At 61.7% G+C, this 24,406-nt stretch carries 18 protein-coding genes and 7 tRNA genes; 9 read left to right on the forward strand and 16 right to left on the reverse strand.

Translation table 11 applies throughout. The features are described from left to right. Nucleotides 1–2,204, forward strand: a 2,204-nt coding sequence (locus ACMV18_RS03305) for a type I restriction enzyme subunit R domain-containing protein (protein WP_420816668.1), incomplete at its 5' end; no start/stop codon positions are given. A 285-nt stretch (nucleotides 2,205–2,489) separates the two neighbouring features. Here ACMV18_RS03305 and ACMV18_RS03310 read toward each other — a convergent pair. Beyond that, nucleotides 2,490–3,317 (reverse strand): hypothetical protein, encoded by an 828-nt coding sequence (locus tag ACMV18_RS03310; protein WP_420816669.1) that lies wholly within the window; start codon nucleotides 3,315–3,317, stop codon nucleotides 2,490–2,492. A gap of 971 nt (nucleotides 3,318–4,288) precedes the next feature. Here ACMV18_RS03310 and ACMV18_RS03315 point away from each other — a divergent pair. Together ACMV18_RS03315 and ACMV18_RS03320 are read left to right on the forward strand one after the other, a co-directional pair. Further along, nucleotides 4,289–4,705, forward strand: a complete 417-nt coding sequence (locus ACMV18_RS03315) for a DUF6573 family protein (protein ID WP_420816670.1) — start codon at nucleotides 4,289–4,291, stop codon at nucleotides 4,703–4,705. A 67-nt stretch (nucleotides 4,706–4,772) separates the two neighbouring features. Then, nucleotides 4,773–4,961, forward strand: coding sequence for a hypothetical protein (locus ACMV18_RS03320; protein WP_420816671.1), 189 nt, complete (start codon nucleotides 4,773–4,775; stop codon nucleotides 4,959–4,961). A 101-nt stretch (nucleotides 4,962–5,062) separates the two neighbouring features. Here the strand turns inward: ACMV18_RS03320 and ACMV18_RS03325 are convergent. From ACMV18_RS03325 to ACMV18_RS03345, 5 genes are all read right to left on the reverse strand, one after another. Beyond that, nucleotides 5,063–5,138 (reverse strand) — tRNA-Thr (locus tag ACMV18_RS03325). A gap of 50 nt (nucleotides 5,139–5,188) precedes the next feature. After that, nucleotides 5,189–6,193 carry a class 1 fructose-bisphosphatase gene (locus tag ACMV18_RS03330; RefSeq protein WP_374259065.1) on the reverse strand — a complete coding sequence of 335 codons (1,005 nt, stop codon included), beginning with the start codon at nucleotides 6,191–6,193 and terminating at the stop codon, nucleotides 5,189–5,191. A gap of 45 nt (nucleotides 6,194–6,238) precedes the next feature. Beyond that, the gene (pepN, locus tag ACMV18_RS03335; RefSeq protein WP_420816672.1) at nucleotides 6,239–8,911 is read right to left on the reverse strand and encodes an aminopeptidase N; all 2,673 of its coding nucleotides are present in this window, start codon (nucleotides 8,909–8,911) and stop codon (nucleotides 6,239–6,241) included. A gap of 40 nt (nucleotides 8,912–8,951) precedes the next feature. After that, nucleotides 8,952–10,056, reverse strand: a protein-coding gene (gene prfB / locus ACMV18_RS03340) for a peptide chain release factor 2 (RefSeq protein WP_374259063.1) whose coding sequence is annotated in 2 segments (ribosomal slippage) — nucleotides 8,952–9,974 and nucleotides 9,976–10,056 — 1,104 coding nt in all. Because the reading frame shifts where the segments join, the coding sequence is not laid out codon by codon here. A gap of 117 nt (nucleotides 10,057–10,173) precedes the next feature. Then, nucleotides 10,174–11,118, reverse strand: a complete 945-nt coding sequence (locus ACMV18_RS03345; protein ID WP_420816673.1) for an alpha/beta hydrolase — start codon at nucleotides 11,116–11,118, stop codon at nucleotides 10,174–10,176. Nucleotides 11,119–11,275: 157 nt separating this feature from the next. On the opposite strand from ACMV18_RS03345, the gene ACMV18_RS03350 reads away from it, so the two are divergent. The 5 genes from ACMV18_RS03350 to ACMV18_RS03370 are packed head-to-tail and all read left to right on the forward strand — an operon-like array spanning nucleotide 11,276 to nucleotide 16,864. After that, on the forward strand, nucleotides 11,276–14,536 hold the full coding sequence (locus ACMV18_RS03350) for an EAL domain-containing protein (protein ID WP_420816674.1): 3,261 nt from the start codon (nucleotides 11,276–11,278) through the stop codon (nucleotides 14,534–14,536). Between the two features lie 32 nt (nucleotides 14,537–14,568). After that, nucleotides 14,569–15,402 carry an acyl-CoA thioesterase gene (locus ACMV18_RS03355; protein WP_420816675.1) on the forward strand — a complete coding sequence of 278 codons (834 nt, stop codon included), beginning with the start codon at nucleotides 14,569–14,571 and terminating at the stop codon, nucleotides 15,400–15,402. Next, a complete protein-coding gene (locus ACMV18_RS03360; RefSeq protein ID WP_420816676.1) occupies nucleotides 15,395–16,003 on the forward strand; it encodes a chromate transporter in 609 nt (202 codons plus the stop codon). The genes ACMV18_RS03355 and ACMV18_RS03360 overlap by 8 nt, the downstream gene beginning before the upstream one ends. Continuing rightward, on the forward strand, nucleotides 16,000–16,554 hold the full coding sequence (locus ACMV18_RS03365) for a chromate transporter (protein WP_420816677.1): 555 nt from the start codon (nucleotides 16,000–16,002) through the stop codon (nucleotides 16,552–16,554). Before ACMV18_RS03360 ends, ACMV18_RS03365 begins: the two co-directional genes overlap by 4 nt. Nucleotides 16,555–16,579: 25 nt before the next feature. Further along, nucleotides 16,580–16,864, forward strand: a complete 285-nt coding sequence (locus ACMV18_RS03370) for a GNAT family N-acetyltransferase (RefSeq protein WP_420816678.1) — start codon at nucleotides 16,580–16,582, stop codon at nucleotides 16,862–16,864. A gap of 11 nt (nucleotides 16,865–16,875) precedes the next feature. Here ACMV18_RS03370 and ACMV18_RS03375 read toward each other — a convergent pair whose 3' ends face one another. After that, nucleotides 16,876–18,213, reverse strand: coding sequence for a 3-deoxy-D-manno-octulosonic acid transferase (locus ACMV18_RS03375; RefSeq protein WP_420816679.1), 1,338 nt, complete (start codon nucleotides 18,211–18,213; stop codon nucleotides 16,876–16,878). Between the two features lie 12 nt (nucleotides 18,214–18,225). Then, on the reverse strand, nucleotides 18,226–19,617 hold the full coding sequence (locus ACMV18_RS03380; protein WP_420816680.1) for a phosphomannomutase/phosphoglucomutase: 1,392 nt from the start codon (nucleotides 19,615–19,617) through the stop codon (nucleotides 18,226–18,228). 189 nt (nucleotides 19,618–19,806) lie between these two features. On the opposite strand from ACMV18_RS03380, the gene ACMV18_RS03385 reads away from it, so the two are divergent. Next, nucleotides 19,807–20,700, forward strand: a complete 894-nt coding sequence (locus ACMV18_RS03385) for a DMT family transporter (protein WP_420816681.1) — start codon at nucleotides 19,807–19,809, stop codon at nucleotides 20,698–20,700. Nucleotides 20,701–20,775: 75 nt separating this feature from the next. Here the strand turns inward: ACMV18_RS03385 and ACMV18_RS03390 are convergent. From ACMV18_RS03390 to ACMV18_RS03425, 8 genes are all read right to left on the reverse strand, one after another. Next, nucleotides 20,776–20,852: transfer RNA gene (locus ACMV18_RS03390), tRNA-Asp, on the reverse strand. Nucleotides 20,853–20,902: 50 nt separating this feature from the next. After that, nucleotides 20,903–20,978: transfer RNA gene (locus ACMV18_RS03395), tRNA-Glu, on the reverse strand. A 59-nt stretch (nucleotides 20,979–21,037) separates the two neighbouring features. After that, nucleotides 21,038–21,113, reverse strand: a tRNA-Ala gene (locus ACMV18_RS03400). Between the two features lie 90 nt (nucleotides 21,114–21,203). Next, a tRNA-Asp gene (locus ACMV18_RS03405) sits at nucleotides 21,204–21,280 on the reverse strand. Nucleotides 21,281–21,330: 50 nt separating this feature from the next. Beyond that, nucleotides 21,331–21,406 (reverse strand) — tRNA-Glu (locus ACMV18_RS03410). A 56-nt stretch (nucleotides 21,407–21,462) separates the two neighbouring features. Then, nucleotides 21,463–21,538, reverse strand: a tRNA-Ala gene (locus ACMV18_RS03415). Between the two features lie 173 nt (nucleotides 21,539–21,711). Next, nucleotides 21,712–23,115 carry a glutamate--tRNA ligase gene (gene gltX, locus ACMV18_RS03420; RefSeq protein WP_420816682.1) on the reverse strand — a complete coding sequence of 468 codons (1,404 nt, stop codon included), beginning with the start codon at nucleotides 23,113–23,115 and terminating at the stop codon, nucleotides 21,712–21,714. After that, the gene (locus tag ACMV18_RS03425; protein WP_374258831.1) at nucleotides 23,112–24,392 is read right to left on the reverse strand and encodes an O-succinylhomoserine sulfhydrylase; all 1,281 of its coding nucleotides are present in this window, start codon (nucleotides 24,390–24,392) and stop codon (nucleotides 23,112–23,114) included. Before ACMV18_RS03425 ends, gltX begins: the two co-directional genes overlap by 4 nt. Nucleotides 24,393–24,406 lie beyond the last annotated feature (14 nt).

Genomic DNA, 24,406 nt, shown 5'->3' on the forward strand with positions numbered 1-24,406 from the left:
GCCACCCCAACGGCGAGCCGTACTTCCACAGCGTGATTGTCGTCACCGACCGGCAAGTGCTGGACAAGCAGCTGCAAGACGCCATCACGCAAATCGAACACCAAAGCGGCGTGGTCAAGGCGGTGGACCGGGAAACGTCCAACCTGTCCAAGAGCCAGCAGTTGGCCCAGGCCATGCTGGCCGGTACCCCCATCATCGTCTGCACGCTGCAAACCTTCCCGTATGCCCAAGAAGCCATCTTGGGCGAACAAAGCCTGCGTGACCGGCGCTTTGCCGTCATCATCGACGAGGCCCACAGTAGCACGGGCGGCAGCACGGCGGACGACCTGCGCTATGTGCTGACTGGCCAGAGCGAGGACGAGTGGGACAAACTCACGGCGCAAGAAAAGCTGTCCGTCTGGCAGTCGTCCCGCCAGCGGCCCGGCAATGCGAGTTATTTCGCCTTCACCGCCACGCCCAAGCACAGCACCTTGATGCTGTTTGGCCGCCCACGGAACCCTGCGCTGCCGGTGTCGAAAGACAACCCGCCCGTGCCGTTCCACCTCTACACGATGCAGCAGGCCATCGAGGAAGGCTTCATCCTCGACGTGTTGCAGAACTACACCTCGTACAAGCTAGCCTACAAAATGGCCTCTGACATGGCGGTGGCCGCTGACCAGCGGGTGGACGAAAAATCCGGCAAACGCTCGCTGGCCAAGTGGATGTCGCTGCACCCCACCAACGTGGGCCAGAAGGTGCAGCTCATCGTGGAGCATTTCCGCGCCAACGTGGCCGCATTGCTGCATGGTCAGGCAAAGGCCATGGTCGTGACCAGTTCCCGCGCATCAGCAGTCAGCTATGCCCGCATGCTTGAGAAATACTGCAAGGAGCGTGGCTACACAGACTTGCATGCCATGGTGGCCTTCAGCGGCGATGTGCCCAACCAGGACAAGCAGACCGGGCTGATGGTGGCGGAAGACCTGCCCAAAGACCACCAGTTCAACGAAACCAACATGAACCCCGACCTGCGTGGCCGGGACATGCGCAAGGCCTTCGACACCGACGACTACCGGGTGATGATTGCGGCCAACAAGTACCAGACGGGCTTTGACCAGCCAAAACTGGTAGCCATGTACGTGGACAAGAAGATTTCAGGCGTGGAAGCGGTGCAAACGCTGTCCCGCCTGAACCGTACCTACCCTGGCAAGGACAAGACCTTCGTCATCGACTTCGTGAACAAGTCCGAGGAAATCCTGGCAGCGTTCAAGCTGTACTACCGCGATGCCCAGGTGTCCGACGTGCAAGACGCCAATGTGGTGTACGACCTGAAACAAACCCTGGATGCGGCCCATATCTATGAGCCGCAAGAGGTGGAGGCGTTTGCACAGGCCATTGTCAGCAAGCACGTCACCCACGAAAAGCTTTACACCATCACCCAGCCCGCCACCGACCGCTTCAACAAAAAGCTGGACGCACTCACCCAGGAAATCGACCGCTGGGAACAAGCCTGGGAGCGGGCCAAGGCCGAAGGCAACGTGGTGGGCCAGAACGAAGCCGACGCCTACCGGGCCGACGCCGCCATGCAGCGCGACCAGCTGATGATTTTCAGCAGCAGCTTGAGCAAGTTCGTGCGCAATTACGAGTACGTGGCCCAGCTGATGGACTTTGGCGACCCGGATTTGGAGGCTTTTGCCAGCTTTGCCCGCCTGTTGCGCAAGCGCCTGCACGGCATTGGCGCTGACCAGGTGGACCTGGCTGGGCTGATGCTGACCCACTACCGGCTGCGCAGGGACGGTGCCTTGACTGGTGTGGCCGGTGAACCCGGCCCACCGCCGTACCTGGACCCCATCACCGACAACGGCATGCGCGACCCCAAGGACACACAGAAAGCCTATCTGGCCGACCTGGTGGAAAAGCTCAACAACGCTTTTGGCGCTGACATCAGCGAAACCGACAAGGTGGCCTTGGCGGTGCACGTTTCAGAAAAGCTGCGCGGCGACCAGGTGGTGATGGCCCAGGTGGAAAACAACACCAAAGAGCAGGCCATGAAGGCCAACTTGCCTCAAGCGGCGGTGCAAATCATCGTGGGCGCCATGCAGAGCCACCAGGCCATGGCCACCAAGTTGCTGAGCGACGAAAGCACGCGCAGCGTGTTCCTTGACGTGGTGTATGAACTGCTGAAGAAGGACAGTGGCGGGGATTTGATGCGAGCTGCCAGGTCGTGATGACCAGGTGACCGAGTGAAATTCAAAATCTGTTCCAAGGTGATGGCTCCCAGCCAATAGATGGGAGCATGTTGTTTCCGGTATTTACCCGGTCTACCTGGTCAGCCGGTCATTCAGGCCAACGAAGGTCCATAAAGACCAACACCGGCCGAAGTGACTCAGCCGGTGTTGGGAACCCTTACATCTGGCGGCAGGTTGCCAGGGGAACACGGACTGAGGCAGCCGTGCCGAGAGCGGGTTGCGTGCAGCGCGGCACCTACCTTGCCGCGCCCCATGACCTTCTTTTCAAGGAAACAATATGTCCGCAAAACCGTATAGCGCGGTTTCGAACCATAACAACAACGCGATGTGCGCGGGCGTCCATCCAGCAGTCGCCAGGTCACGGCAGAGCTTGGCCTGAAACGCAGGCGTGCAGATGAACACCACCTTCGCCCAGCTCAGACCCACGCCCAGCAGTTGGCCACCGTCCGGGCGCATTTTGTCTTTCAGCACCTTGGTCAGCCAGACGAGCAAGGCAGCATAGTCCTTCTGGGACTTGCGAGAGTGCTCCACCTCCACATGCCAGACCTGGTTGCCGCTGCGCAGCAGCACATCCGGGCGCTTGCCTGCAATGCCTGCATCACCTCCGAGCCACAGGCCTTGGGCGATTTCGCGCTCTATGCTCACCCGAAACCCCTGCACGATGCCACTGACCGCGATGGCATTCGATATGCACCGATGCCGGTAATAGGCAGCACTGTAGCCTCGCACCAAGTCCTTGCCGCTCACCGCTGCCAGCCCAGCCTCTTTCAGCAGGCGGGCACCGCCTTCGGACAGGGCATAGATGATGCTGCCGTCCGGTGCCTGAGCGCTGATGACCAGCCGCCCATCACGCAAGCGGCGCAGGGTGCGTTGAGCCATACGCACAGCAGAAGCCGTGGGCGCTGTCGGTCCCAAACCCGGTGGCCCACTGGGCTTCGACGCCCAGCGCCCCATGAAGCACAGGGCAGCCAGGTCGCGGGTGCGCAACCAGCCCGCTCTGGAAATGGCCCGCAGCACCCGAGTCTCGTTGTCTCGGGCCAGCAGTCGCCCGTCCTTCTTCACCATCATGTCCCCCTGGAAAGGTGTTGTCATGTATGTGTATAGGCGTGCGAGGGCGTGTTCACCCCCGTGTGTGACCGGGGGCGAACAGGGGGAACGAACCGCATGCGGTTCCAGGCGCACCACACCCTTTGCACCGTCTGGACGCCGGTTCGGGTGTTTTGCCCGGCTGGACGCCGTGCCATGCGCTCATGGGATACCGGCGTCCCCGCACCTGTCACAACCCGCTTTCAGCGGGCCGCTCCCGGCTTGGGCAAGCACCTCAACCCGGCACGCTGGACGCGTTGGGGCTGACGGTCAGTGCTGCGCCTGACTTGACGCGCTTGCCCAAGCCGAACGGCTTTGGGGACGCGGGCGATGCCCCCACGCTGAACCCTCGGCCTTGGGGCCTCGTATGGCTGCGACGACGGTGAACCTGTCGGCCATTTCAGCGCGGCTCCCCCAGGCAGTTCGCCAACCCTGTGGGCAGGGTGTGACTCACTGGGCTGCGGCTGGACGCCTGGCCCCGTTGTGCCACTTCACTACGTTCCGCTGCCGAACGGCTCCCAACTCCGCCACCTTGGCCATGCAAAGTGGCTGCGCGCCTGCGGCTTGCCCAAACAGCCGCCCCGCGCAGACAGTCTGCGGCAGACAGCGTGGGGCCAGGGTGGCCGGTCTTGGACCAGCCACCAGCGGGCTTGTCGCCAAGCCCTGGATGCCGCCACCGCTTGGCCTGTGTCCGTCGCTATTCCTGCGAGCGTGCCTCCATCCCGGCCATCCACCACCAGCCCCCGCCAGCGTGGGCACTTCGTGCGCTTCGGCACCCGGTCCCAGCACCCAGTGCTTGGGCTGCGGCTTTGACAGCGCTGGTGTTGGCTTGCCAGTCTGGGGCAGCTATTTCGCAGGCGAAGGAACTCAGGAAAAGACGGTGGCAGCGATGCCAAACGGGCCCATGCGACAACCCCGGAGAACGCATGAACACCAGGCTCGGGAATCTAAGAAATCCGGTGGCACTTGGAGCAAACATGCACAACGACCCTTTGAACAACGACCCCTTCGGTGAATTGATTTACAGCTTCTCCCGTGCCCAGGCAATAGAGGACGGCGTGTTGATTGACGTGACCGAAACCGCCCAGGAGGCGGGCTTCAGGTTGCCGGTGGCCTTGACATCAGCGGCCTGGCATCAAACGGTGGAATGGACCGATGCGGATACCAAGAGGCAGACGCCACAAGACGAAAGCGGCAGATTGTGGGACGTGTTGTGGATGGCCTACCTGGCCGCCAAGCGGGCCAGTGGTGGATGCCGGGTGCCGTTCAACGTGCTGGTGGTACCGCGCAGCGGGACAGCACGGCGACCACGCCTCATGGCGCTAGCCATGCACATTGGGCCGGGGGATGGCGGCGAGCCGGTCATCATCATCATGCTGCCGAACGAAGACTGATAAACGCCCGCGAGGGCATATCGCCCGCCCTCAACGGGGCGGGCAGGGCAACCAAGGAGGAAAGCCAATGACACACAACCCGAACGAACCAACCGACAGCACACCAGACATCAACCCGGCCACCGGCTTGCCGATGGTGGATGACACCTGGACGGATGTGGGCGGTAGCCCGTATGGCGAGGACATCTACCAACCGGCGTGGACGCCGTCTGCGCCAAGCTACGACAGCTGGCAGCCCACTTGGGAGGGGTTTTGAGCTGTAAAGCAGGACACTTTTACTAGTCTGTAAAAAGTCTGTAAATGCCCTAAAAACAACAAAGGCCACCCTTGCGAGGTGGCCTAAGTCGTTGATTTGTTTGGTGCCGGAGAAAGGAATCGAACCCTCGACCTTCTCATTACGAATGAGCTGCTCTACCGACTGAGCTACACCGGCTTCCAAGCCCAAAATTCTAGCACGAGGTTTTGGGCTTGTTCAACACGCCATCACTTGGCTTCGCGGTGATACGCGGTCACGCGGTCCACTTCGTTCTTCGAACCCAACACCACGGCCACACGCTCGTGCAGTTGGGTGGGTTGCAGTTCCATGATGCGTTGCAGGCCGTTGGTCGAAGCGCCACCGGCTTGTTCGATCAGGAAGCTCATGGGGTTGGCTTCGTACATCAGGCGCAGCTTGCCGGGCTTGTTCGGTTCGCGCTTGTCCCAGGGGTACATGAAGATGCCGCCACGGGTCAAGATGCGGTGCACGTCGGCCACCATCGAGGCAATCCAGCGCATGTTGAAGTCCTTGCCGCGTGGGCCTTCCTTGCCTGCCAGGCACTCGTCGATGTAGCGCTTGACCGGGGCATCCCAGTGGCGCATGTTCGACATGTTGATGGCAAATTCCTTGGTGTCTTCCGGAATCTTCACCTGGTCGGCAATCTGCACGAACGAGCCTTGCTCGCGGTCCAGCGTGAACATGGCCACGCCTTGGCCCACGGTCAGCACCAGGGTGGTCTGGGGGCCGTACACGCAGTAGCCGGCGCACACTTGCTCGGTGCCGGGTTGCAGGAAGCTGTCGTTGCTGACATCGCCGCCCTTGTGCTTCAGCACCGAGAAGATGGTGCCAATGCTCACGTTCACGTCGATGTTGCTCGAACCGTCCAGGGGATCAAACAGCAGCAGGTATTCGCCTTGGGGGTAGCGGTTGGGCACGGCGTGCATGTCGTCCATTTCTTCGGACGCCATACCGGCCAAGTGACCGCCCCACTCGTTGGCTTCAATCAGCACTTCGTTGGCGATGACGTCGAGCTTCTTCTGGACTTCGCCCTGCACGTTTTCGCTACCGGCGCTGCCCAGAATGTCGCCCAGCGCGCCTTTGTTCACGCTGATGGCGATGCTCTTGCATGCGCGGGCCACAACTTCGATCAGCAAACGCAGTTGGGCCGGGATTTGGGCCTCGCCACGCTGCTGCTCGATCAGATACCGGGTCAGACTGATTCGATTGGACATGATGTTGATGGATGACTGAAAAAGGGGCGTGTGCTGCGAACGACTTCAGTCCTGCAGCGCACGGGTGATGATTTCGCGAACGTCGTCAGACAGCTCGCTGCGGGCGGCCACGCGCTTGAGGGCTTCCTGAGCAGCCGTGCGATACGGCTCGGCCAGGCGGCGCCAGTGGTCCATGGCACGCGCCAGTCGGGCCGCCAGTTGCGGGTTGATGGCGTCAATTTCGATGACACGATCCGCCCAGAACACATAGCCCGCCGCGTCAGCACGGTGGAAGGCGGCCGGGTTGCTCTGGCACAGCGCCATCAACAGGCTGCGGGCCCGGTTGGGCGTGCGCAACGTGAAGTCGGGGTGCTGCATCAGGGTCTTGGCACGGGCAAAGACCTTGCCTTCGTGCTCAGGCGCCATGACTTGCAGGGTGAACCACTTGTCGATGACCAGGGCCTCGTGCTTGAACTGGGCGTGGAAGCGCTCCAGCGCGCCGTTGGCCAGTTCGCTGTGGGCGTTGACCAGGGCAGCCAGCGCACCCAGGCGGTCGGTCATGTTGGTGGCGTCCTTGAAACGCTGCAACGCCTTGCCGGCCCAGATGGGGTTGTGGTTCTGCACCGAGGCCAGGGTCAGCATGCTCAGGGCCAAGTTGGCCAGCGCACGGCGGCCACTGCTCACCGGGTCGGGCGAGTACCCGCCGTTGTCCTGGTTTTGCTCGTAGGTATGCGCCCAGTCTTCATGCAACGCATGGGCCAGTTGCTGCTTGATGGCTTCGCGCGCTTCGTGAATGCGCTGGGGGTCGACCACATCCAGCTGCTCGGCCACATAGGCTTCGCTCGGCAGGGTCAGCACCAGGTCCTTGAAGGCGGCGTCGAGTTCGGTGTGGCGCAGCACGCTGCGCATGGCTTCCACAAAGCGCGCGTCCAGCTCGATGTGGCCATTGCCGTTCACGGCCGACAAGATGCGGCGCAGCGCCAGCTTCTGGGCGGCTTCCCAGCGGTTGAACGGGTCGTGATCGTGAGCCAGCAGGGCAAACAGGGCGTCGTCGTCCAGCTCGGTGTCCAGCACGACGGGGGCCGAGAAGCCACGCAGCAGCGAAGGCACCGGCGCCACCGGCACGTGCACAAACGTGAAAGTCTGCTTGGGCTCGGACAGCACCAGCACGGTGTCGTGGCCGATCGGGTCCAGATGCCCTTCCAGGTGCAGATTGATCTGGCGACCATCCACGCCCACCAGGCCCATGGCCACGGGGATCACGTACGCCTGCTTGTCGGGCTGACCCGCCGTGGGCGCGCACGACTGGCTCAGCGTCAGGGTGTAGATATGGTTCTCAGCGTCGTACACGCCTTCGGCTAGCACGCGGGGGGTGCCAGCCTGGCTGTACCAGCGCTTGAACTGGTCCAGTCGCTTGGCCAGTTCGCTGTCAGGGTTGGCATCGGCAATGGCTTGCGCAAAGTCGTCGCAGGTCACGGCGTGGCCGTCATGGCGCGCAAAGTACAGCGACATGCCCTTGGCAAAGCCTTCGTGGCCCACCAGGGTGTGCATCATGCGCACCACTTCTGCACCCTTTTCGTAAACGGTGGCGGTGTAGAAGTTGTCAATGGCCATGTAGCTATCCGGACGCACAGGGTGGGCCATCGGGCCCGCGTCTTCCGGGAACTGCAACTGGCGCAGGTTGCGCACGTCTTCAATGCGCTTGACGGCACGGGCGCTGCGGCTGCCGGCCATGTCCATGCTGAACTGCTGGTCGCGGAAAACGGTCAGGCCTTCCTTGAGCGACAGCTGGAACCAGTCACGGCAGGTGACACGGTTGCCCGTCCAGTTGTGGAAGTATTCGTGCGCGACCACGCTTTCGACGTTGGCAAAGTCTACGTCGGTGGCAGTGGCGGGGTTGGCCAGCACAAACTTCGTGTTGAAGATGTTGAGACCCTTGTTCTCCATCGCGCCCATGTTGAAGTCGCTCACGGCGACGATCATGAAGCGCTCCAGATCCAGGCTCAGGCCGTATTGGTGCTCGTCCCAGGCGATCGACGCGATCAGCGAGTTCATCGCGTGTTCGGTCTTGTCCAGGTCACCGGCACGCACGTAAATCTGCAGCAGGTGTTCCTTGCCTTCGCGGGTCACGATGCGCTGTTCACGGCGCACCAGGTCAGCGGCCACCAGCGCAAACAGGTAGCAGGGCTTGGGATGGGGGTCCTGCCAGATCGCATAGTGGCGACCGCCCTCCATATTGCCTTCCTGAATCAGGTTGCCGTTGGACAGCAAGACCGGGTACTTGGCCTTGTCGGCCTTGAGCATGACCCGGTAGGTGGCCATGACATCCGGACGATCCAGGAAGTAGGTGATGCGACGGAAGCCCAGGGCCTCACACTGCGTGAAGAAGCCGCCACCGCTGGTGTACAGACCCGAGAGTTGCGTGTTCTTCTCGGGCGCACAGGTGGTGCGAATTTCCAGCGTGAAGGGCTGCTGTGGCAGGTTTTCCAGCACCAACTGGTCCGCCTCGATGCGGAAGGTCACGGGCTCACCGTCCACCAGGACGCGGGTGAGCGTGATGTCTTCGCCGTCCAGTCGCAGCGCGGCACCGGCCTGCGCTGGATTGGGTTCGAGCGTCATCTTGTTGATGACCAGCGTCTTGGCAGGATCCAGATCGAATGTCAGATCAACCGTCTTGATCCAGAAGGCTGGCGGCGCGTAGTCTTCGCGGCGAATCAGCGGAGCAGTACCTTCACGCATAGATATCCCTTTTCGTATGCAATGGCAGTCAGCAGGCGGCTCAGACGCCCTGCTTCAGGCTGGCTTCGATGAAAGCGTCGAGGTCGCCGTCCAGCACCTTCTGGGTGGCGGAGATTTCAACGTTGGTGCGCAGATCCTTGATGCGGCTGTTGTCCAGCACGTACGAACGGATCTGATGGCCCCAGCCCACATCGGTCTTGGTGTCTTCCAGCTTCTGCTGTGCTTCCTGACGCTTGCGCATCTCGTGGTCATACAGACGCGAGCGCAGACGCTTCCAGGCCACATCGCGGTTGCTGTGCTGCGAACGGCCATCCTGGCACTGGACCACAATGCCAGTCGGGATGTGCGTCAGACGCACGGCCGAGTCGGTCTTGTTGATGTGCTGACCACCCGCGCCCGAGGCACGGTAGGTGTCGGTGCGCACGTCGGCCGGGTTGATGTCGATCTCGATCGAGTCATCGACTTCCGGGTACACGAACACAGACGCAAACGAGGTGTGACGGCCACCCGACGAGTCAAACGGCGACTTGCGCACCAGACGGTGCACGCCCGTTTCGGTCCGCAGGAAGCCGTAGGCGTACTCGCCTTCCACCTTGATGGTGGCGCTCTTGATGCCAGCGGTATCACCCGGGGTTTCGTCTTCCAGCTCGGGCTTGAAGCCCTTGCGCTCGCAGTAACGCACATACTGACGCAGCAGCATGCTGGCCCAGTCACAGGCCTCGGTGCCACCGGCACCCGCCTGGATGTCGATGAAGCAGTTGCTGGGGTCGGCCGGGTTGTTGAACATCCGACGGAATTCCAAGCCTTCCACGTCACGCAGCAGGACTTGCACATCGTCGTGGATGGCCTGCAGGCCGGCTTCGTCGCCCTCTTCCTTCGACATTTCGAAGAGTTCGCCGTTGTCGGCCAGGTTGCGGGTCAGGTTGTCGATGACCACCACCACGTCTTCCAGCGACTTTTTCTCTTTACCCAGGGCTTGTGCGCGCTTGGGGTCGTTCCAGACGGAGGGGTCTTCTAGTTCAGCGTTGACTTCTGCGAGGCGGCGGGACTTTTCATCCCAGTCAAAGATACCTCCGAAGCTCAGCGGTACGCTGAGTCAGGTCGGCAATCTGGGCGCCCAGGGCGTTGATGTGTTCGATGTCCATGTGAATCCTGCAGGTGTCCGTGTATTTTTCAAGGCAAAAAGGCTCCGTCAGCCCGGAGGCTGGAGCCTTGCGCGTTGGCGCTATTTTCTCATGCAGCAGAGGGCTGCGTACGCCAAGTTATGGACATTTCGGCAGCGCAAGGTGCGCAGCCAAATGCTCGGCGACGGCCTCTGGTTGGTCGTGGTGAAGCATATGTCCGGCATCCGCCACCGTGACCACCCGGAAATCCCCAATGACCTGGGTACGCGCCAGGTACTCATCACGCCCGTAGCGCCCGGTCCAGAAGGCGAAATAGTTGGTATCGGCCCCTTCCACCAGCAAGGTGGGGCAGGCAATTTGGGCCCAGATGGCCTTCACCTCTTCCACCCGGTACAGGAAGGGCTGAGGGCGCTTGTGCGCCGGGTCGGCATTGATGATCCAGCGTCCGCCCTCTTCGCGCGCCCAGTGGGCGGCCAGCCAGCGCGCGCGGTCGGCGCGCAGGCGGGGGTTGTTGGCACGCAGGCGGTCGGCCACGCCCTGCACACTGTCATACGCCTTCAGGGCCACAGGCTGCTGCAACTCGTCCAGCCATTTGACGTATTGCTCGGGCGCCTGAGATGGCTCGGTGGCGGGCATGCCCAAGCCATCCAGGTTGACCAGTCGGCGAATTTTCTGAGGGCGCAAGCCGGCGTACAGCATCACGATGTTGCCGCCCATGCTGTGCCCCACCAGGTCAATCGGGTGCTCGGGCGACAAGACCTTCAGCAGCGCATCCAGATCGGCCAGGTAGTTGGGCGTGAAATAGCAATCGGTGGCGGCGGGCGGCTGGGCATAACCAAAGCCTCGCCAGTCCAGCGCCACCACGGTACGGCCCGCCCAGTCAGGCCGCGCCAGCAACTCGTCCACCACGAACTGGAAGGATGCCCCCACGTCCATCCAGCCATGCACCATCACCACCAAGGGGTTGTGGGCGCTGACCGCAGACAAATCACCCCACACCAGCACGTGCTGGCGCAAGCCGCGTGCCTCCACGTAGGTGGACTGGTGGGCATGAGCAGGTTGATACGCAAGGATTTCGGACATAGGTCAAACTTGGCGTCAATGTGTTGACGCTTAGACGGCAAACGGGAGAAGTTTGACGAGGCACACCCTGCCGGGTTGTCCCGCCTACGAAGGGCTTTTATTTAACCGTAAGCTCAATGATTACGCTTTTTTACCAATCGCGTCATTCATCCCCGAAGTGTCCGAGTCCAAGTTGAGCGCATTGAAGCCACGCCCCTCTTCACCCTTTGCTGCATCTGGCAAAGGGTGGCTTGGCTTCGCCGCAACGGGTGTGCTGATTCTGGCGGCCTCCAGCTTGGGATTGATGACCTGGTCACACCTGGGCTGGGAAGCCCTGCAAACGCGAGGACAGCGTGTCGACCAATTGCTGTCGAACGTTCAGATTCAAGCCCGTCAGAACCAGGTGAACGCCGAACGGCGGCTCAGTGGCGAAGCCGACATCAGCCCCCAGGTGATCGAGCAGCAATGCCTCAAGGTGGCCGAGGCCATCCGCGAACTGCGCACGCTGGTGCCCGCATCCATGCAAGACAACATGAAGGCGCTGGAAGACAAAGCCACCCTCACGCGCCTGACACAAGCCGCGCTGCTGGACATCCCGGCGCGAGGGCATGTCGAAGACCTGCACATGGCCTTGGCCAACTTTGAATACGCTGCAACCCAAGTGCAGCAGCAGTGGTCTGCTGCCTTTGATGCGCAGGTTCGCGCTCAGCGCCATTGGGATCAGGCCGGCATGCTGGCCGTGGGCTCGCTCACCGTGCTGCTCATGTTCATCATCACGCGCACGCGTCGCAAACACAAGCTCACCGTGGCGGCGCTGCGCACCCGGGAAGCTCAACTGCGCGCCTTCGCTGATGCTTTGCCCGACCTGGCTTTCCACTTCGATGCGCAAGGTCGCTACCTCGACATCTACGGCAACAATTTGAAGTTGCTGGGCCGCCCGCCTGAGGAGTTGATTGGGCGAGCGTTGACAGACGTGTTCCCTGAGTCCATGGCCAAGCAATTGTTGGACACCCTGTCCAAAACCTTGCAAACCCATGAGCCGCAGACCATGTCACTGGCCATCCCGATGCATGGCCAGATGTGCTACTTCGAAACGCGTTGCGCTGCAGTCCCCGACACCAACGAAGTCGTGTGGATGGCATGGGATGACAGCTCGCGCCGGGAAATCGAGCGCCGCCTGCGCCACAAAACGCGCATGTACGACTTCGTCAGTCAGGCCAGTCAGGTGGTGGCGCGTTCGGCCTCGCCCGAGCACCTGTTTCGGCACATCTGCGATGTGGCCGTCAATCACGGTCGCTTTGACCATGCGTGGGTCGCACTGATCGACACCGGCCCGCAAGAAGGCCACAAGCCCCAGTGGCGCGGTCAAGCATCGGCGAGCAAAGGCACGCCCCTGCCCGCCTCTTTGGACTTTTATCTGCCCGAGGTATCGGCTCACTCCGACGAACTGTCCGTCGGCCTGTTTCAAGGGCAGATTTTCCGCACGCGCGGCCTGCCATGCACCGAGCAATCGCCACAGTGGATTCAAGCTGCCGTGACCGCCGGCACCAAGGGCTGCGTGGTGATCCCCCTGCGTCGAGACAACGCGCTGGTCGGTCACCTCTTTTTGCTGGGGCGACGCGTCAGCGACGATGACCCCGAAGAGTTGTCCTTGTTTGAAGCCTTGTCGCTGGACCTGTCATTTGCGCTCAGCAATCTGCACCACAAGGCCATTCATGCGCAAGATCAGGAGCGCATGCGCCTGCACGCCGCTGCCTTGGAAAGCGCGCACGAAGGCATGATCGTGCTGGACACCAACCAGCATCTGGTGTCCATCAACCGCGCCTTCACCAAGCTCACGGGGTACACCGAAGCCGACGTGCTGGGTCACCGCCCCGAGTTCCTGCTCTCCCAGCACTCGCAAGAAACCATCACACGTGTGGTGGCGCAATTGCGCCGATACGGCGAGTGGGAAGACGAAGTCAGCTTTCAATGCAAAGATGGCCAAACGCTGATGATCAAGCTGTCCATCAGCGCGGTGCGTTCGTCTGACGGTCAAGCCACGCACTTCGTGGGCATGTTCACCGACATCACCACACTCAAGGAAACCGAGGCCCGACTGGCCCGCATGGCGCACTTCGATCAACTGACCGAATTGCCAAACCGGGTCATGTTGCATGAGCGCCTGCAACACGCCATCGATCTGGCCCAGCGCCACCAAACTCAGTTGGGCATCGTCTTCATCGACCTCGACAACTTCAAGACGGTCAACGACGGCCTGGGTCACGCCGCTGGCGACAGCCTGCTGCGGCAAGTGGCCAAACGCCTGCGTCAACGCGTCCGGCAAGAAGACACCCTGGGTCGCTTGAGCGGCGACGAATTCCTGCTGGTGCTCGAGCAGCTGAATCAGCCACAGCAAGCGGCACAAGTCGCTTCTGCCATTCTGGAGACATTGAATCAGCCCTTCACGCTGGACGGCGGGCAGCAAGTCTATGTGCGCGCCAGCATCGGCATCAGCATGTTCCCCAACGATGGGGAAACCGCATCGGAACTGATCCGCAACGCCGATGCCGCCATGTACGAGTCCAAGCGCAATGGTCGCAACAGTTTCCACTTCTACACAGAAGCCTTCACAGCGCTGGCCACCAACCGCCTGAAGCTCGAAACCCGCTTGCGACAGGCCATCGCCAAGGGTGGTTTTGAGCTGCATTACCAACCCATCCTGGACCTCCACAGCCGGCACATCGTCGCCATCGAGGCCTTGGTCCGCCTGCTGCCTGCGCTCGACGAAGACGGGCATGCCCTGCCTCCCATGAGCCCCGCGCAATTCATCCCGGTCATGGAAGAAACCGGCATGATCACGGCCTTGGGCGAATGGGTCGTGCGCGCAGCTTGCCAGCAAGGCAAGGCCTGGCTAGACGAGGGCTTGGACTTTGGACGCATCGCCATCAACCTGTCGCCAGCAGAGATCCGCCGTGGCGGCGTGGTCGCCCGACTGGCACGCGCGCTTCAAGACACAGGACTGGCCCCTGACCGGCTGGAGATCGAAATCACCGAAAGCGGCCTCATGGAATCCGGTGTCGGCGCCGAGCGCTTTCTGCAAGCGCTTCACGAACTCGGCGTCCACCTGTCGATCGACGACTTCGGCACCGGCTATTCATCGCTGGCCTACCTCAAACGCTTCCCGGTTCATCAACTCAAGATTGACCGCAGCTTTGTGCAAGACCTGCCCGGCAACGACAGCGACTGTCAGTTGGTCGGCACCATGATCACAATGGCACATGGGCTTCACATGAAGGTGGTTGCAGAAGGCGTCGAAATGAGCGACCAGGAGGCCTTCCTCGCCAGCCGTGGCTGCGACCGCGTGCAAGGCTACCTCTACAGCCGCCCCATGCCTGCGCAACAAATCGCGTCACTGCTCGGAAATACCCACACCGGCACATCTTGGGCACCCATTTGATAATGACAGGTCAATCAATCCCCTGACCTGCCATGTCTCAAGACGCTCCCGCATCCACGCCGTTGGCTCAGTTGCTCGCTCACCGCGTGCGCAATGGTCAACGCATCACCTTTCACCTGACCGAAGACTGGCAGCAAGGGCGCACCACCTTTGGCGGGCTGCTGTCGGCCTTGGTCGTTCAGGCCATGCGGGATGTTTGTGGCGCCGACTGGCCTTTGCGTGCGCTTCAAACCAACTTCGTCGGCCCCGTGGCCCCTGGTTTGGCCCACGTGGACGTGACCCTGCTGCGTCAGGGCAAGAACATCCGTCAGGTCAAGGCACAGGTCATGCAGGCCGACGCACAGGGCGTCGAACAAGTTGGTGGCGTGCTGCTGGGCGTCTTTGGCACCAACCGCGAATCTGCCCTGCCTGAACTGCGCCCTGAAAAAGTCGCCGTCAGCAAGACCCCCGAGACGGCATTCAAGTGGCCGTATGTGCCCGGCATGACGCCTGCGTTCACGCAGCATCTGGACTTTCGGCAAGCCTCGGGCGGCGTTCCCTTCATGGGGACGAACGACTGGCACAACCACACCTTCGTCCGGCTCAACGAAAGCGCTGGCGTCGACGCCGAACTGCAAGCCGTGCTCCTGGCCGACTCGGGTCCTACACCGGCCCTGGCTCAACTGAAAGGTTTTGCCCCGGCCTCCTCGGTGTCCTGGGCGCTGGAGTTGCGCCCCGTCACGATCGGTCAGACCGATGGTTTCTGGCTCATGGACAAGCAGGCACTCGCCACCGGCGAAGGCTACGTCAACGAGAAGACCACGCTGTGGACCCCGTGCGGACAACTCGCAGCACTGGGCTACCAAGTCGTGGCCGTGTATGCCTGACACCCTTCACGGCGCATCGCGCCCGAAATCCCCCGCTGAAGTCTTCTGGGCCTTCACCAGCTTGGCCATGCAAGGATTCGGAGGCGTGATCGCCGTGGCTCAAAGGGAATTGGTCGATCGGCGCCAATGGCTCAGCAACCGCGACTTCGTCGAATTGCTGTCGAGTGCGCAGGTGCTCCCTGGCCCCAATGTTTGCAATCTGTCGCTGATGATTGGTGACAGGTTCTTCGGCTGGCGCGGCGCCTTGGCCGCACTGGGCGGCATGGTCACCCTGCCGCTGACCGTCATGCTGACACTCGCCTGGCTACTGGGTGAAGCCAGTCAACTGCCCCACGCACAAGGCCTGATCAAAGGCGCACTCACTGGCATTGCAGCCGTGGCTGCCGGGCAGATTGTGGGCACGGTGCTCAAGCTGTCGTCCTCACTCAAAGAACACGAACTGGGCTGGCCCGTCTGCCTGCTGTTGTGCACGATGGCCTTCGGCATGATGGCCTGGCTACATTGGCCGCTGCTTTGGGTTTTGATGGGGCTGGGCGGGCTGACGTGCCTGTGGACCTACCTCGTACTGAAGCGGCAAGCCACTGCCGGACACCGCGCATGACCGCCGCCATGACGCCCGTCTCCTGGTCACCAGAGCAATGGTGGGCCCTGTTTCAGCACTTCCTCACCCTGTCCCTGCTGGCCATTGGCGGCGCCATCACACTGGTGCCTGATATGCACCGTCGTCTGGTCACCAACGATGGACTGCTCAGTGAGACCGACTTCACGGCGGCCATTGCCTTGGCCCAGGCAGCCCCTGGTCCCAACGTACTATTCGTTTCGCTGCTGGGTTGGTACAGCGCCGGCTTGGGGGGCGCCTTGGCCAGCACGCTGGGCATCATGTTGCCGTCGTCCACGCTGGCTTTGGCCGCATCGCGCTGGATTGAATCCCGCAAAGATTGGCTCAGCGTTCGCGCCTTCCAGGCAGGGATGATGCCCGTGACGGTGGGGCTGCTGCTCGCCACCGGGTGGTTGCTCACCCCGCCGGTGAGCACACAACCCCGTGCGCTGATCCTGAGCATCGTGGTGGCCGGACTGGTTTGGCGAACCAAAGTCCGCCTCATCTGGCTCGTGATGGCTGGCGCCATTCTGGGCGCACTCGGATGGGTTTGAAACCCAAGATCAACAAGGCATGGACATGAACAATCCCACCCTGCACATCACCCACCACCCCGACATCGGTCGCTTTGCCTGCGAGGTCGATGGGCTCATATGCGAAGCCGACTATCGCCTGCTCAATGGTGTCATGCACATGACGCACACCGGTGTGCCTCGCGCCCTCGAAGGTCGCGGCATTGCCGCACAACTGGTGCAAGCGGCCCTCACCTGGGCACGCGAACAAGGGCTGAAAGTGCAACCTGTTTGCAGCTACGTGGCTGTATACATCCGTCGCCACCCAGAGTGGCAAGACCTGGTCGCCTGATCAGCCCCCGTTCAGCGCGAGCCTTGTGCGCATCGGCTGATCCACTGCGCCATGCGCGCGGCGGCCCCACGATGCGAGGCCGCAAAGGTCAAAGCGCGTTCGCTCATGCCCGCATCCTGACCTGAGGCCAGCAACTCGCACGCCACACGCACGCCCTGCGTCCAATCTGACACGCGCACGGCGCCACCGGCCTGCTCACTCAATTCAGCCGCCTCGGCAAAGTTGAACGTGGAAGGCCCCATGACGATCGGGCAACCACATGCGGCCGCCTCGATCAGGTTCTGCCCGCCCAGAGGCGCGAAACTCCCGCCCAACAACGCCACACGTGCAGCCGCGTAGTAGGCAGGCATTTCTCCCATCGAATCGCCCAGCCACACATCGGCCGCCAAATCAGCTTGATCAGGCTGCCCATCCGCCCATGTACTGCGGCGAGACACGATGAAGCCCCTCGCCGCAACCAGCGCAGCCACCTCATCGAAGCGCTGCGGGTGACGCGGCACCAGCAGCAAACGGGGCACTGGCTCACCTGCCGTGCAAGCTGCCCGCATGGATTGCCAGGCATCCAGCAGTCCCACTTCTTCCCCCTCGCGCGTACTGGCCGCGAGCACCACAGGGCGAGTGGACGCCTCACGCCAGCGGCGGCCCAGTGCCAAGGACTGCGGTGCCGGTGACATGTCAAATTTGACGTTGCCGCACACCTTTACATCGTGGGCCCCCATCGTGCGCACGCGACGGGCGTCATCCTCGGTCTGAGCCAGGGCAAGGGTGAGCAAATGGGCAGCGGGCTGCATCAAGGCCGCCAAGCGCATTCCCTGCTTGAGGCTCTTTTCGCTCAAGCGCGCATTGGCCAAGACCATGGGCACGCCCAGTCTGGCCGCTTCATGCTGCACATTGGGCCAGACCTCGGTCTCCATCAAGACGCCCACTTGCGGCCGATGCACACGCAGAAAACGCCGCACCGCACCCGGTGTGTCGTAGGGCAACCAGGTCTGAAGATCCCCCTCTTGCAACAGCGCCTTGCCCGCTTCACGCCCGGTTGCGGTCGTGTGCGTCAACAGCAGACGCATGTGCGGGCATTGCGTGCGCATGGCCTGAATCAGCGGCATGGCAGCCCGCGCCTCGCCCAAAGACACGGCATGCACCCACCAAACGGGTCGTGCATCCTGCTTTGCCAACAAGGCGCGATACGCTGGGTCGTAGAACCCCAATCGCTGCGGCCAATTCGCGCGGTAATCGGGTTCTTCCTTGCCTCGCGCCCACACCCGCCACAGGTATGCAGGCATCCCGAGCCGCAACACCAGGCTGTATGCCTGCCGTGCCAGCCAGGACTTCAAAGGGGTACTGCTCAAAACCGAATCCGCTCAGTGTGCCGAAGCGCCAACGTGCGCGTCCGGCTTCACGGCCAGAATGGCCTTCATGAAGTGGGCCCGGATGCGCTCCAAAGCCTCTGGCGTCTGGCCTTCAAACCGCAGCACCAGCACCGGCGTCGTGTTCGACGCACGCACCAAACCAAAGCCGTCCGCGTAATCAGCACGCAGGCCGTCAATGGTGGTGACTTCACGCGCGCCTTCAAAAGTCGCCGTCTGACGCAGCTTTTCAACCACCTCGTGGTGCTCACCTTCTGCGCAAGGCACGTTCAGTTCAGGCGTGCTGTGGCTGGTCGGCAGTGCGTTCAGCACCGCACTGGGATCTGCCACATTGCTCAAAATCTCCAGCAAACGCCCGGCGGTGTAGGTAGCGTCATCAAAACCGTACCAGCGCTCGGCAAAGAAAATGTGCCCGCTCATTTCACCGGCAAACGGCGCGCCGGTTTCCTTGAGCTTGGCCTTCACCAATGAGTGGCCGGTCTTGTACATCACCGGCACGCCACCGGCCTCACGAATGGCGTCGGCCAGACGCTGGCTGCACTTCACGTCAAAAATAATCTGACCGCCCGGCACGCGCGACAGAATGTCGCGGGCAAACAGCATGATCTGGCGGTCCGGGAAGATGTTGTTGCCTTCCTTGGTCACCACACCCAAACGGTCACCGTCGCCGTCAAACGCCAAACCCAGGTCCGCGCCATGCTGCTGCACGGCGTCAATCAGGTCCTTCAGGTTCTCAGGCTTGGAGGGATCAGGGTGGTGATTCGGAAAATCGCCGTCCACCTCCGAGTACAACTCGATGACCTCGCAACCCAGTGCACGCAGGATGCCGGGGGCTGACGCACCCGGGATGCCATTGCCCGAATCCACCACGATCTTCATGGGGCGCGCCAACTTGCAGTCGCCCACGATGCGCTGCGTGTATTCGCTCAAAACGTTCAGCGCGGTCAGGCCACCTTGCCCCGCCGCATAGTCTTCACGCTCAATCCGTTGGCGCAGGCCTTGAATATCGTCGCCATAAATGGCCCGACCCGCCAATACCATCTTGAAACCGTTGTAGTCCTTGGGGTTGTGGCTCCCAGTGACCTGAATGCCACTGTGGCAACCGACATCACCTCGTGTCGCGGCAACGTAATACAGCATGGGCGTTGTGACCGCACCCACATCGATCACATCGATGCCGGTAGAGCGCAACCCCTTGATCAGCGCGGCCACCAACGACGGGCCAGACAAACGACCATCACGACCAATGGCGACAGCTTTTTCACCCAACTTGAGTGCCTCGGTGCCAAATGCTCGCCCCAGATGCTCTGCCACCGCTTCGTTCAAGGTTTGTCCGACGATGCCTCGGATGTCATAGGCCTTGAAGATGGACGCAGCGACTTGCATGAGAATCCTTTTCTGATGAATGTGGGTGGAGGCTGCATGCCTTGTGGGCCGCAGCGAACAGCCGTGATTGTAGGGACGTGAATCGTTCCCCGAAGCACCCCATTTGGCGATGTTGTCGGCTTGCCCCCGTAAACCAAGGGCTCTGCAAGCTGGTCCGATCAACATTGGGCTTGCCGCTACCATCGCCACATGGATGTAAGAAATACGCTGACGATGATCAGCCTGGCCGCAATCTGGGGTGGTTCCTTCCTGTTTTTGAGAATGGCCGCCCCCGTTGTCGGCCCCTTTGTGGTCGCGGCGTCACGTCTGTGTGGCGCCGCGCTGCTGCTGTTGCCCCTCGTCGTCTATCGCGGCGATTTGGCCAGCATTCGTCGTCACCGTGGCGCCCTGCTGCTCGGCGGAATGCTGTCTTCCGGACTGCCGTTCATCGGCTTGAGCCTGGCTGCCAAGCAGTTGCCTGCGGGTCTGATGTCCATCCTCAACGCAACCACGCCCATGTGGGGCGCGTTGATCGGCTGGGCATGGCATGGTGAGCGACTCCATCCCGCTCGGATGGCAGGACTGGGCGTGGGACTTGCGGGCGTCGTGCTGCTGGCCAGTGGGGCCAGCGCGAGCGCCAGTGATGGTTTCCCGCTGGGTGCGTGGGCACTCATGCTGGCGTCGACCATGTCCTACGCATTCTTTGCCCATTACGCCCGTACGTACCTGCAATCACTGAATCCCATCAGCAACACTGTTGGCACGCTCGGCTTGTCGGGCCTGGTCATGCTGCTGCCAGCCCTGTATTGGGGACCACATGGCGCAATCCACGACGTTCAGGTGAGCCACTGGCACGAGGTACCCCATATCACTTGGCTGGCCCTCAGCGCGCTCAGCTTCGTTTGCACAGGCCTCGCTTACATGGTGTTCTACCGCCTGCTGGACCAAATCGGGCCCACACGCGCCCTGACCGTCACGTTCCTGATTCCCGTTTTCGGCATGCTGTGGGGCGCCCTGCTGCTCGGTGAACAGGTCACGGCGCGCATGGTCGCCAGTGCTGGCGTGATTGCCGCAGGCACGTGGCTGGCCAATCGCCCTGCGTAAGCCTTCGCAAGCACAAGGCAGGAGCCAGCAAAGCAAAAAGCCTTGTGATCGAACGATCACAAGGCTTTGCATATTTGGCGGAGTGGACGGGACTCGAACCCGCGACCCCCGGCGTGACAGGCCGGTATTCTAACCAACTGAACTACCACTCCGCAGTGGTAAACGACTTTGGCTGCTTGCGCAACCCAAGTGCCGTCAAACTTGGCGTCCCCTAGGGGATTCGAACCCCTGTAGTCACCGTGAAAGGGTGGTGTCCTAGGCCTCTAGACGAAGGGGACTCCGTCTTCAAATTGTCTGCTGAACGATCTTCTCACTACCCGTTTGAGGCCACCTTGAGTGGTGGAGGTAAGCGGGATCGAACCGCTGACCTCTTGCATGCCATGCAAGCGCTCTCCCAGCTGAGCTATACCCCCTTTGTGCTTTCGCACGCCAGGGCACCAAACTGGTACCGAGACTGATCTCTCAACAAGCATTGCTGTGTCACCAGCAATGCCAATAAATTTTGGCGGAGTGGACGGGACTCGAACCCGCGACCCCCGGCGTGACAGGCCGGTATTCTAACCAACTGAACTACCACTCCGCAGTGGTAAACGACTTTGGCTGCTTACGCATCCCAAGTGCCGTCAAACTTGGCGTCCCCTAGGGGATTCGAACCCCTGTAGTCACCGTGAAAGGGTGGTGTCCTAGGCCTCTAGACGAAGGGGACTGAATCCTTCATACAACTTGCTCGACGCTTTACCTGACTCAGCAACCGACACCTTTTGGTGGAGGTAAGCGGGATCGAACCGCTGACCTCTTGCATGCCATGCAAGCGCTCTCCCAGCTGAGCTATACCCCCTCTGGATTTGCATCCTTCAGGCTGCCCGGCTGCTTCGTTGTTTCAAACAAAGCGTCGTTCAAGCGAGACTGAGAGTATATACCGAATTTCTATTTATCATCAAGTGATGCAGAAAAACTGCAGGTGTCGATGTTGCGCCACACAGCCACCGGCCGCGCAGCGCAGCACGCACCTCACACTTGCGCCAGGCGCTTCAGCACGACGTCGCGGTCAAACAGCGCCAGCACCGCATCCACAGATGGGGTCTGCGCACGTCCGCACACCAGCAGGCGAACGGGAATGGCCACTTGCGGCATCTTCAGGCCGAACTCGGCCATGGTGTCCTTGATGGCCTGGTTGATGACGCCCTTCTCCCACTCGACCGTCTGCAGGCGCGCAGCCAAGGCCGCCACTGCCGGCTTGTTCGCATCATTGAGTTGCGCCGCCAATTCTTCTGCAGACGCTGCCACGTCGCCCACGTACATGCTCAGCCAGTCGGCCAGCTCGACGGTGGTGGCGCAGCGGTCCTTGAACAAGGCGCACATGGCTGCCAGCTTGTCACCTTGCGCCAACTCGGCAGGCGCCGACACGCCACGGCGTTGCCATTGCTCGCGCACCAGTTCGGCCAGCAGCGCGTCCGAAGCCATCTTCATGTGCTGCTGCGCGACCCAACGGAGCTTGGCTTCGTCAAATTGGCCAGCACTCTTGCCCAGGTGGTCCAGATTGAACCATTCGACCAGTTGTTCACGCGAGAAGATCTCGTCATCACCGTGGCTCCAACCCAGGCGGGCCAGATAGTTCACGATGGCGTCGGCCAGGTAACCTTCGTCGCGGTATTGCGTGACAGCCTTGGCGCCGTGGCGCTTGGACATCTTCTCGCCCTGCTCGTTGAGCACAGTGGGCAAGTGGGCGTACACCGGGGGCTCTTGACCCAAGGCACGCAGGATGTTGATCTGGCGCGGAGTGTTGTTGACGTGGTCATCGCCACGGATCACATGGGTGATGCCCATGTCCATGTCGTCCACCACCACACAGAAGTTGTAGGTGGGCGTGCCGTCCGGACGGGCGATCACGAGGTCATCCAGCTCGTCGTTGCTGATCTCGATGCGGCCCTTGACCTTGTCTTCCCACACCACCGAACCGCCTTGCGGGTTCTTGAAGCGCAGTACGGGCTTGACGCCTTCGGGCACAGGCGGCAAGGTTTTGCCAGCTTCCGGGCGCCAAGTGCCGTCGTAGCGGGGCTTTTCCTTGTTGGCCATCTGGCGCTCGCGCAGGGCATCGAGCTCTTCACTGCTCATGTAGCAGGGATAGACCAAGCCCTTTTCCAGCATTTGCTGCAGGACTGCTTTGTAGCGGTCCATGCGCTGCATCTGGTAGTACGGGCCTTCGTCGTGATCCAGGCCCAGCCACTTCATGCCTTCGATGATGACGTCCACGGCCTCTTGCGAAGAACGCTCGACGTCGGTGTCTTCAATGCGCAGGATGAAGGCGCCCTTGTTGGCACGCGCAAACGCCCAGGGGTACAGGGCCGAGCGGATGTTGCCCAGGTGGATGAAGCCCGTGGGGGACGGGGCGAATCGGGTACGGACTTGGCTCATACGTTCAAAGTATCCAGACCACGGGCCAGATCGGCCTGCAGGTCGTCAATGTGTTCAAGGCCCACGGCAATGCGGATCATGCCTTGGGTGATGCCGGCAGCCAGGCGCTGCGCTTCGGTCAAGCGTCCATGGGACGTGCTGGCGGGATGGGTGATCAGGGTCTTGGTGTCGCCCAGGTTGGACGTGATCGAGCACAGACGCGTCTGATCGATCACATGGAAGGCGCCTTGACGCAAACGCAGCGAGGCCTCATCCAGATTGGCGGGCCCGGGCACCGTCACGTCACCAAGAACGGGCTTCACAGAAAACGACACCACCGCGCCGCCACAGCCGTTTTGCTGGCGCATGGCCAGCTCGTGCTGCGGGTGGCTCGGCAAACCGGGGTAGAAAACCTTGTCCACGCCCGGCTGCTGTTCCAGCCACTGCGCCAGTTTCATGGCATTCGCGCTTTGCGCCGCCATGCGGATCGACAACGTTTCCAGGCCCTTGAGCACCACCCACGCGTTGAAGGGCGACAAGCTCATGCCTGCCCCGCGCATCGTGGCCATGAAGGGACCATTGACGAAGCTGTCAGGGCCACACAAGGCGCCAGCCAGCACACGGCCTTGCCCGTCCAGGTACTTGGTGCCGGAATGGATGACGAAGTCCGCCCCCATCTTGGCGGGCTGTTGCAAAGCCGGGGTGCAGAAGCAGTTGTCCACCGCCAAGTGCGCCCCCGCAGCATGCGCCATGTCCGCCAAGGCGCGGATGTCGCACACCTCTGTCAACGGGTTGCTGGGCGTTTCGGCAAAGAACAGTTTGGTGTTGGGACGGATGGCAGCCTGCCACTCGCTCAGGTCGGTTTGCGACACGAACGTCGATTCGATGCCGAACTTGCCGAACTCTCGCTGGATCAGCGTGATGGTGGAGCCAAACACGCTTTGCGAGCAGACCACGTGGTCGCCGGCTTTCAGCAAGCCCATGATGAGCAGCAAGATGGCGCTCATGCCGCTGGATGTGGCGATGGCTGCTTCGGTGCCTTCCAACGCAGCCAGACGACGCTCAAACATCATCGTGGTCGGGTTGGTGAAGCGCGAATAGACAAACGCCTCTTCTTCATTGGCAAAGCGCGCTGCCGCCGTGGCCGCATCGGGGTGATTGAAGCTGCTGGTCAGAAACAAGGCTTCAGAGTTTTCACCCCACTGCGTGGCTGGCAAGCCCTCGCGCACGGCCAGCGTTTCGATGCGGGCATCGGCAGGCAGATCCTTGCGAGGCAGTTTTTTCTTGTCAGAGGACATCGATCGAACGCTCC

Origin of the sequence: Aquabacterium sp., from assembly GCF_048860245.1 — a bacterium.
Taxonomy (GTDB): domain Bacteria; phylum Pseudomonadota; class Gammaproteobacteria; order Burkholderiales; family Burkholderiaceae_C; genus Aquabacterium.